Annotated in this window: 6 protein-coding genes and 1 tRNA gene; 4 read left to right on the forward strand and 3 right to left on the reverse strand. The window is 36.9% G+C overall.

The window, feature by feature from the left end:
- The first annotated feature begins 121 nt into the window (after positions 1-121).
- From mnmA to N2201_07070, 4 genes are all read left to right on the forward strand, one after another.
- The gene (gene mnmA / locus N2201_07055) at positions 122-1,204 is read left to right on the forward strand and encodes a tRNA 2-thiouridine(34) synthase MnmA (protein MCX7785957.1); all 1,083 of its coding nucleotides are present in this window, start codon (positions 122-124) and stop codon (positions 1,202-1,204) included.
- A gap of 90 nt (positions 1,205-1,294) precedes the next feature.
- Positions 1,295-2,860 carry a mucoidy inhibitor MuiA family protein gene (locus tag N2201_07060; protein MCX7785958.1) on the forward strand — a complete coding sequence of 522 codons (1,566 nt, stop codon included), beginning with the start codon at positions 1,295-1,297 and terminating at the stop codon, positions 2,858-2,860.
- A 228-nt stretch (positions 2,861-3,088) separates the two neighbouring features.
- A tRNA-Asp gene (locus tag N2201_07065) sits at positions 3,089-3,164 on the forward strand.
- A gap of 31 nt (positions 3,165-3,195) precedes the next feature.
- The gene (locus N2201_07070) at positions 3,196-4,059 is read left to right on the forward strand and encodes a hypothetical protein (GenBank protein ID MCX7785959.1); all 864 of its coding nucleotides are present in this window, start codon (positions 3,196-3,198) and stop codon (positions 4,057-4,059) included.
- Between the two features lie 26 nt (positions 4,060-4,085).
- Here the strand turns inward: N2201_07070 and lipA are convergent, their stop codons facing one another.
- The 3 genes from lipA to N2201_07085 form a co-directional block, all read right to left on the reverse strand.
- Positions 4,086-4,916 carry a lipoyl synthase gene (lipA, locus tag N2201_07075; protein ID MCX7785960.1) on the reverse strand — a complete coding sequence of 277 codons (831 nt, stop codon included), beginning with the start codon at positions 4,914-4,916 and terminating at the stop codon, positions 4,086-4,088.
- Between the two features lie 28 nt (positions 4,917-4,944).
- On the reverse strand, positions 4,945-5,259 hold the full coding sequence (locus N2201_07080; GenBank protein MCX7785961.1) for a divalent-cation tolerance protein CutA: 315 nt from the start codon (positions 5,257-5,259) through the stop codon (positions 4,945-4,947).
- A gap of 116 nt (positions 5,260-5,375) precedes the next feature.
- Positions 5,376-6,242: an isoaspartyl peptidase/L-asparaginase family protein gene (locus N2201_07085; protein ID MCX7785962.1), complete on the reverse strand. Its 867-nt coding sequence runs from the start codon at positions 6,240-6,242 to the stop codon at positions 5,376-5,378.
- Positions 6,243-7,111 lie beyond the last annotated feature (869 nt).

Genomic DNA, 7,111 nt, shown 5'->3' on the forward strand with positions numbered 1-7,111 from the left:
CTCTCCTGCTGTTTAAGTTCTAATACTTTTCCCCAATATTTGATTATCTCTCCATTGCCAAGTTGCCTGGTAATTCTTAACTAAACTTGACGATAAAAGATAAATTATTTATGATAGATTGATGGCAGAAAGAGTCGTCGTTGCAATGAGCGGTGGTGTTGATTCTTCGGTCACCGCGGTATTATTAAAAGAACAAGGTTATGATGTTGTGGGCATTACAATGCACATCTGGGATGTCCCAGACAATGGTAGTATCCGTAATTGTTGTGGTTATAAAGCAATTGCTGATGCCCAAAGAGTCTGTGCTAAACTGAAAATCCCCTTTTATACAATTGACCTGAGAGGTGTTTTTAAGCAAAAAGTAATTGATAATTTTTGCACTGAATACCTTAAAGGTAGAACACCTAATCCTTGTATTAGATGTAATAAGTTTATAAAATTCCCTTTTTTCCGAAAAAAAGCCCATGAACTTAATGCCACTAAAATCGCCACAGGCCATTATGCAAGAATCGAATATGATAAGACTCAAAACCGATGGTTATTAAAAAAAGGAGTTGATGATAAAAAAGACCAGTCCTATGTGTTATATCCATTAAGCCAAAAAGAACTATCCCAAACCATATTACCTTTGGGCAATTTAACGAAATCTGAAGTCCGGGCATTAGCCAAGCAATTTCAACTGCCAATCGCCGATAAACCGGAAAGTCAAGAAGCCTGTTTTATTCCTGACAACAATTATCCGAAATTTTTAATGGATACTTATAATATCAAAGCGATCCCAGGCAAAATTATTAATACCAAAGGTGAAGTAATTGGCAAACATCCGGGAATTATTTATTACACAATCGGCCAAAGAAAAAGAATTGGCATTGCGGCTAAAGAACCCTTATATGTAATAAACATTGATGCCCTAAATAATACCCTTATTGTTGGCACCGAAAAAGAAGTGTATGGTAAAAAATTGATTGCGGATAATTTAAACTTTATTAGTATTGATACTCTAAAAAGACCCATCAAAGCACAAGTTAAAATCCGATATACTCATATTCCAGCCGAGGCCCTAATAAGTCCAATTGATGATAATCGAGTGTCTGTCGAATTTACTGAACCCCAATGGGCAATTACTCCTGGTCAATCAGTCGTGTTTTATGATAATGATGTGGTCATTGGCGGCGGAGTAATTATCGACCGGCAATCTGATTGACATTGATTCATATATTATAATAAGTTAATTAATTGACATTGATTCATATTAGGCATATAATAAGTTAATTAAAAGACAGTCGGAGGAACAATGTTTATATTATTTTTACTATCTTTATCCACGATTAATGTCGAATCAAAGATTGATTCGGTGATAGTCTTTTCAGATAGAGCAGTTATTGTGCGCAAAGCAACAGTGACACTGAGCGGTTCCGAAACGATAAGATTTCCCGAATTATCTGGAATGCTCGATGACAATACAGTGCGGGTTAAATCAGACGGTTTAAGAATCGGTGAAGTCCAAATTAGACGCGGCTATATTGAAAAACCCATCGGTCGAGTTAAAGTATTAAAGGATAGTATCAAACTCTTGGAAGACAAAGTGCGCAACATAGAGAATAACTTGAAAGTGCTTGAAGCCAAAGAAAGTTTTCTTAATTCAGTCAAATTGGGTTCACCGGAAATTATTAATAAAGAACTTATTACGGGTAAAATTTCACCTGATGCTTGGCGTCAAGCATTATCATTTGTTGCTGAAGAGTTGACTTTAGTAAAATCTCGGCAGATTGAATTTACTCGGGAAAAAGAAGACATCACAAAAAAGTTAGATGCTTTGCGTCGAGAATTATCGGACATTCAAGCCAAAATGGAAAATCGTAAAGAAGTAATCGCAGAAGTCGAAGCCCAAAATCCAGATACCTATCCTATAGAACTGAGTTATGTCATTCCTTATGCGGTTAGTTGGGTTCCTTACTATGAATTACGTGCTGACCCTTCAGCCGGTAATGTTGAGATTAGTTATTTTGCGAAAATCAGCCAGCGCACCGGTGAAGATTGGGAACGAACAAAGTTAGTAATATCAACTGCCGCACCGGCTTTGGCCGGAGTTGCGCCCGAGCCTTATCCTTGGTTGGTTTCAATCGAAGAACCAAAACCAATTGCAACCAGAACTGCAGTGATGAGTGAAGAAGCAATTCAATATGCTGCACCAATGGAGGCAGCCAAGGCAGATATTGCAGTGCCCCGAATTGAGACCGGGATTTCTTTACAATATGTCATTGCTGGTCGCATCTCTTTACAAAGTGGCGAACCGGCAAAGAAGTTTTCTTTATATCGGGCAAAACTTCCTGCCGAATTTGAGTATTATACTCTACCCAAAGCCCAAGAACTCGCCTATCTTAAAGGAAGACTAAAAAATACCAGCGATTATGTCTTTCTACGCGGAGAAGCCAATACTTATGTTGGCGGTGAATTTACAGGTAAAACCGATATTTCGACCATCGCACCTGAAGAGTCAACAGAAATTAGTTTTGGAACTGACGAGCGGGTTAAAATCAAACGAGAGTTGATTAGGACTTTCATCACTTCATCAGGACTTTTCGGCAAAAGAGAACGAAGAGAGTTTATCTATAAGACCACGGTGGAAAACTTGCGACCCCGAGAAATTGAAATAAAACTGATTGAACAGATTCCGGTTTCTCAGCATAAAGATGTCGAAATAAAAGTTATTAAAATTGAACCGAAAGGATATGAAGAAGATAAAAATTTAGGCACATTTACTTGGCGACCGAAACTGGTTCAACAGCAAAAATTTATTGTGGAACTTAACTATTATGTGGAATATCCCAAAGGCAAAATCGTTACCGGTCTTTACTGAACTGACAATATCTTATAAAGAAAATACTTAGTTTCACAGTTAATAAATACTTAGATTCATAGTTAATAAACATCCCGGTGCGTTCGATAATACTTATTATCTGCACGGAAATCATAGCAAAAAATAGTCTGCGGGTTTCAAGTATCTTCTATAGCAAAAACTAAATTTTTTATTATCTTCAGATGCTAAGTATTGACAAATCATTTTATTCGTTTATGCTATTAATACGGGCCCGTAGTGTAGCCTGGTTTAACACGTCGCCCTGTCACGGCGAAGACCGCCAGTTCAAATCTGGTCGGGCCCGTTAAGAAATAAAACCGGAGTAAAAATTAGCCGTGAAAGAAAAATTCTTTAATACCAGACGAACTATCTTATTTATCATCTTAGGAATTTTAATAATTGTCTATATCAGCAATAAGTTCAGGTCCTATAAAATATTACAATTAAGACGAGTCCAGACTCAAGAGCAAAGTTTATTACATAAAGAAGTGCGGAAATTGTTAAAAGGACTTAAGGATAATAAAGACTCGCTGGTCTATTCGCTCTTTGATTCGGCATTTATCAAAGCAAATAATCTGGACTCTTTTATCTCAGTCTTACATCAGTGGCGTAACGGCCGAAAGATAAAAAAAATTAAAATCCAAAAACTTACTATTTTAGGTCGGGGTGGACATATTACCAGTTGGGTAACATTTGACAATCGCGAAAAGGTATTCTTGTATCAATCCTGGATTAAGACTAAAACCGGATGGAAGATTTTATGGCTTTCCAAACTTTTGCCCCAAAGTTTTGCGTATGCCGAGAATGATAGCAATGAGATTAAAAAAATAAAATTATTAGCCCTCGAACAATTAATTACTCGTCAAGGTATCAGAAGGGTCATCGGTGAAAATCCGATTCCAGAAACTTTAATTATCGCTTTAGCCCAAAATTCGAAAAAATTACACCTTCGGTTACAAGGTTACACAATCCGGGAATGGACCCATAACGAGATAAGAAAAAACTATTTTAAGACCGGTGCCCTATTTTTTCTTGAATTCGCCACAATCCGAATCCTCAATGATATTGCAACTTGTTATGTCGATATTAAACCCTTATACCTCCGAATTCCGCGATTGTCCCGAAATCGGGGATTACAACTATATTTTATAAAAGAAAATAACTCTTGGCAGTTTGATTCCTATGGTAGTAGATGGTAATTATTTTAACCCAATTGGATAAGTTCCTACTCCATATAAGAACTTCGCACTAAAGGACCAGCAACAACTTTAGTCAATCCCTTTTCTAAAGCGTAATTTTTATATTCGAGAAATCTTTGCGGACTAATATATTCTTGAACGGGTAAACATCTCTTATCTGGTTGCAGATACTGCCCAATGGTTAGAATGTTAACTTTAACTGCTAATAAATCATTGATTGTTGCCTTAACTTCTTGGTCCGTTTCACCTAATCCCAGCATAAAACCACTTTTTGTTACAAGGCCGGGTTTTATTTCCCGAGCAGTCTTTAATACCTGCAAAGAGAGTTGATAACTGGCTTTCGGGTCTCGAACTACCGGCGTTAATCGTTCGACAGTTTCTAAATTATGAGCCAAGACATCGCAACCTGCATCAATCACTTTGCTAATGGCTGATGTGCTTCCCGAAAAATCCGGAACCAGGACTTCCACTTTTATATTCTTATCGGTCTTTTTTATTAGGCGAATCGTTTTTGCAAATTCGTCCGCACCGCCATCTGATAAATCATCGCGTGTGACCGAAGTAATGACAACATAAGAAAGATTTAACATTTCAACTATCTCGGAAATTCTTAAGGGTTCGGTTTCATCAATATAACCATTAGGCCTGCCCGTCGGCACTGCGCAGAATTTACAATTTCGGGTGCAGATGTTACCAAGAATCATAAAAGTCATATGCCGGTTTTGCCAACAATGAATGCGGTTCGGACACTGGCCCGAAATACAGATGGTATTCAACTTCGCTGAGTTTAATTTCTTCTTAACCAACTCGTAGTTAGCACTCGCTGGCAGTTTGATTTTGAGCCAAGCCGGTTTCATATTTTACCTTTGCCAGATTAGACGCTTCTCACTTGCCTTGCTTTAGCCAAGAAAGATACTTTTGGTATCCTCGGGAAATATCTATCGCAATAATTTCAGGCAATTCGTAAGGATGAATTTGCCGAATAGTAGTTTCCACTTTACGATATCGGTTTGTTGTCGTCTTTATGATGCACAAATATTCTTTAGCATTTTGCATCTTATTTTTCCAGATATAAATACTTCTAATCGGACCTAAAATTTGAGTGCAGGCAGATAAAGAGTTTTTTACTAAGGTTTGACAAATTTTTTCGGCATCACTTTTTTGGGCGGTTGTGGTTAAAACTAAAAGAAATTTTGCCATAAGCAACTTCTCCTTATGAATTTATGATTAGAAATTTATGATTAGAAATTTATGATTATTATTTTTAGCAGTAGTTGTTAGCACTAAGAGAAATTTAGTCATAACAGTTGAATCTCCTAAAACATTTTAATTTTGCCATCTTTAATATAGGCCCAAGACATCATTGGTGTGGTATTGCCGTAGCCAATATCACCTTTTTTATTTAAGGCAATTACACCGCATAATACGCCTTTAGTTTTAGCATATTCCATTGCCCTATCGACTGCTTTTTGTGCGGAATATTTTGCCATTAAATCCACTACCATTTTAGACAAAAGTAAACGCATAATGCCTTCGCCGTGTCCAGTAGCAGTTGCCGCGCCTGTTTTGTTTGCATACAGACCAGCCCCAATAATTGCTGAATCGCCGATGCGTCCTGGCAGTTTTCCTAAAATACCGCCGGTTGATGTTGCTACTGCAATATTCTTATTACGGTCTAAAGCAATGGCTCCGACTGTGCCCAAATTAAGATATTTTTTAATTTTTCTGAAATACAAAGATTTCCCTGTAGTTTTTAATTCATGTAGCCGTTTTCGTTGAATTGCAGTAATCTTTTGATATTTCTTAAAACCACAGCGTCGGGCAAATTTTTGCGCACCAGCACCGACTAATAATAAATGGTCAGTCTCTTCCATAACTTTTCGGGCAACTAAAATCGGATTTCTGACTTGACTGATTGCAGCCACGGCGCCAAAATTACCTTTATCGGTCATAACTCCTGCGTCCATTTCGATTTTGCCCTCAATAGTTAAAGTTGAACCTGTGCCACAATTAAAAGTCGGGTCATCTTCCATTAATTGAACAACTTCACACACCACATCCAACGCACTCGTATTTTTAGTTAATTTTTGCCAACCTTTTTGTAATACAGTATAAATTCCTTGGCGATGGGCTTGGACATTAAGTTTCCTTCCCGCACCACCATGAATAATAAGCACTGGCATATAATTAAAATAACTAAATCGGACAATATAGTCAATCCTAAATTTACACAAGATATTACACACTACCATAGATAAATTTAAATACGAAACGCTCTCCAAAAGTCAAAATTTATCCCTTATACGGAACCCAAAAATACCAAGTTAGATTAATTGCAACCTGTAAAAGTCAAAACCTATCCCTTATACGAAACCCAAAATACTAAGTTTGTTTTAGATAAAGCGCACTCTACAAAACTCAAAATTTACCCCTTATACGGAACCCCAAATACTAAGTTTTAGATTAATTTGCAACCCCTAATTACAACATAAGCCAACTAACAGATATTTACCATTAACTATCAGCAAACAAGATTTGGTGTATTCTAACTGGTCTATATCCGTCCAGCCCTTACCTATCCAAGACATTTACCATTAACTATTAGCAAATGAGACTTGATGATTTGAATGGTAAATTTTCATTCGCTCCCTCAGAATAACTGATAATAAAATTATGTCCTTTAGGCATAATAAAAATTAAAGACATATTATATCTAACCCACTAACAATCAAACAACTAACAACTAATCACTACTTACAAAGGGTATAGTGGGGTATATCAGGATGTAATTTCAAAACCAGAACAAAAAGCATTTTTAAAATTACGCTCAGTTAGGCGCCAAAACCCGCAGATAAAGTCTCTTCTAAAAGAATTCATAAACAAACGCTTAAAAGACTACCCAATAAGAAGTGTAAGAAGACTTTTATTAGGACTTAAAATAAGGCACTTCTTAGCCTTAAGAAACCCGCGCGTATCTGATTACCAGCCAACCTGGCAATGGAGAGATAATCAAATATTGGGGAAAAGTATTAGAACTTAAACAGCAGGAGAA

The sequence above is a fragment of the candidate division WOR-3 bacterium genome (assembly GCA_026418155.1).
In the GTDB taxonomy this organism is placed as follows: Bacteria; Hydrothermota; Tepidihabitantia; order Tepidihabitantales; family CAIPLT01; genus JAOABV01.

Excerpts from the sequence above, each read along its gene's own strand:
- mnmA (MCX7785957.1), top strand. The coding sequence starts at position 122 with ATGGCAGAAAGAGTCGTCGTTGCAATGAGCGGTGGTGTTGATTCTTCG.
- N2201_07060 (MCX7785958.1), top strand. The coding sequence starts at position 1,295 with ATGTTTATATTATTTTTACTATCTTTATCCACGATTAATGTCGAATCA.
- lipA (MCX7785960.1), bottom strand. The coding sequence starts at position 4,916 with ATGAAACCGGCTTGGCTCAAAATCAAACTGCCAGCGAGTGCTAACTAC.
- N2201_07080 (MCX7785961.1), bottom strand. The coding sequence starts at position 5,259 with ATGGCAAAATTTCTTTTAGTTTTAACCACAACCGCCCAAAAAAGTGAT.
- N2201_07085 (MCX7785962.1), bottom strand. The coding sequence starts at position 6,242 with ATGCCAGTGCTTATTATTCATGGTGGTGCGGGAAGGAAACTTAATGTC.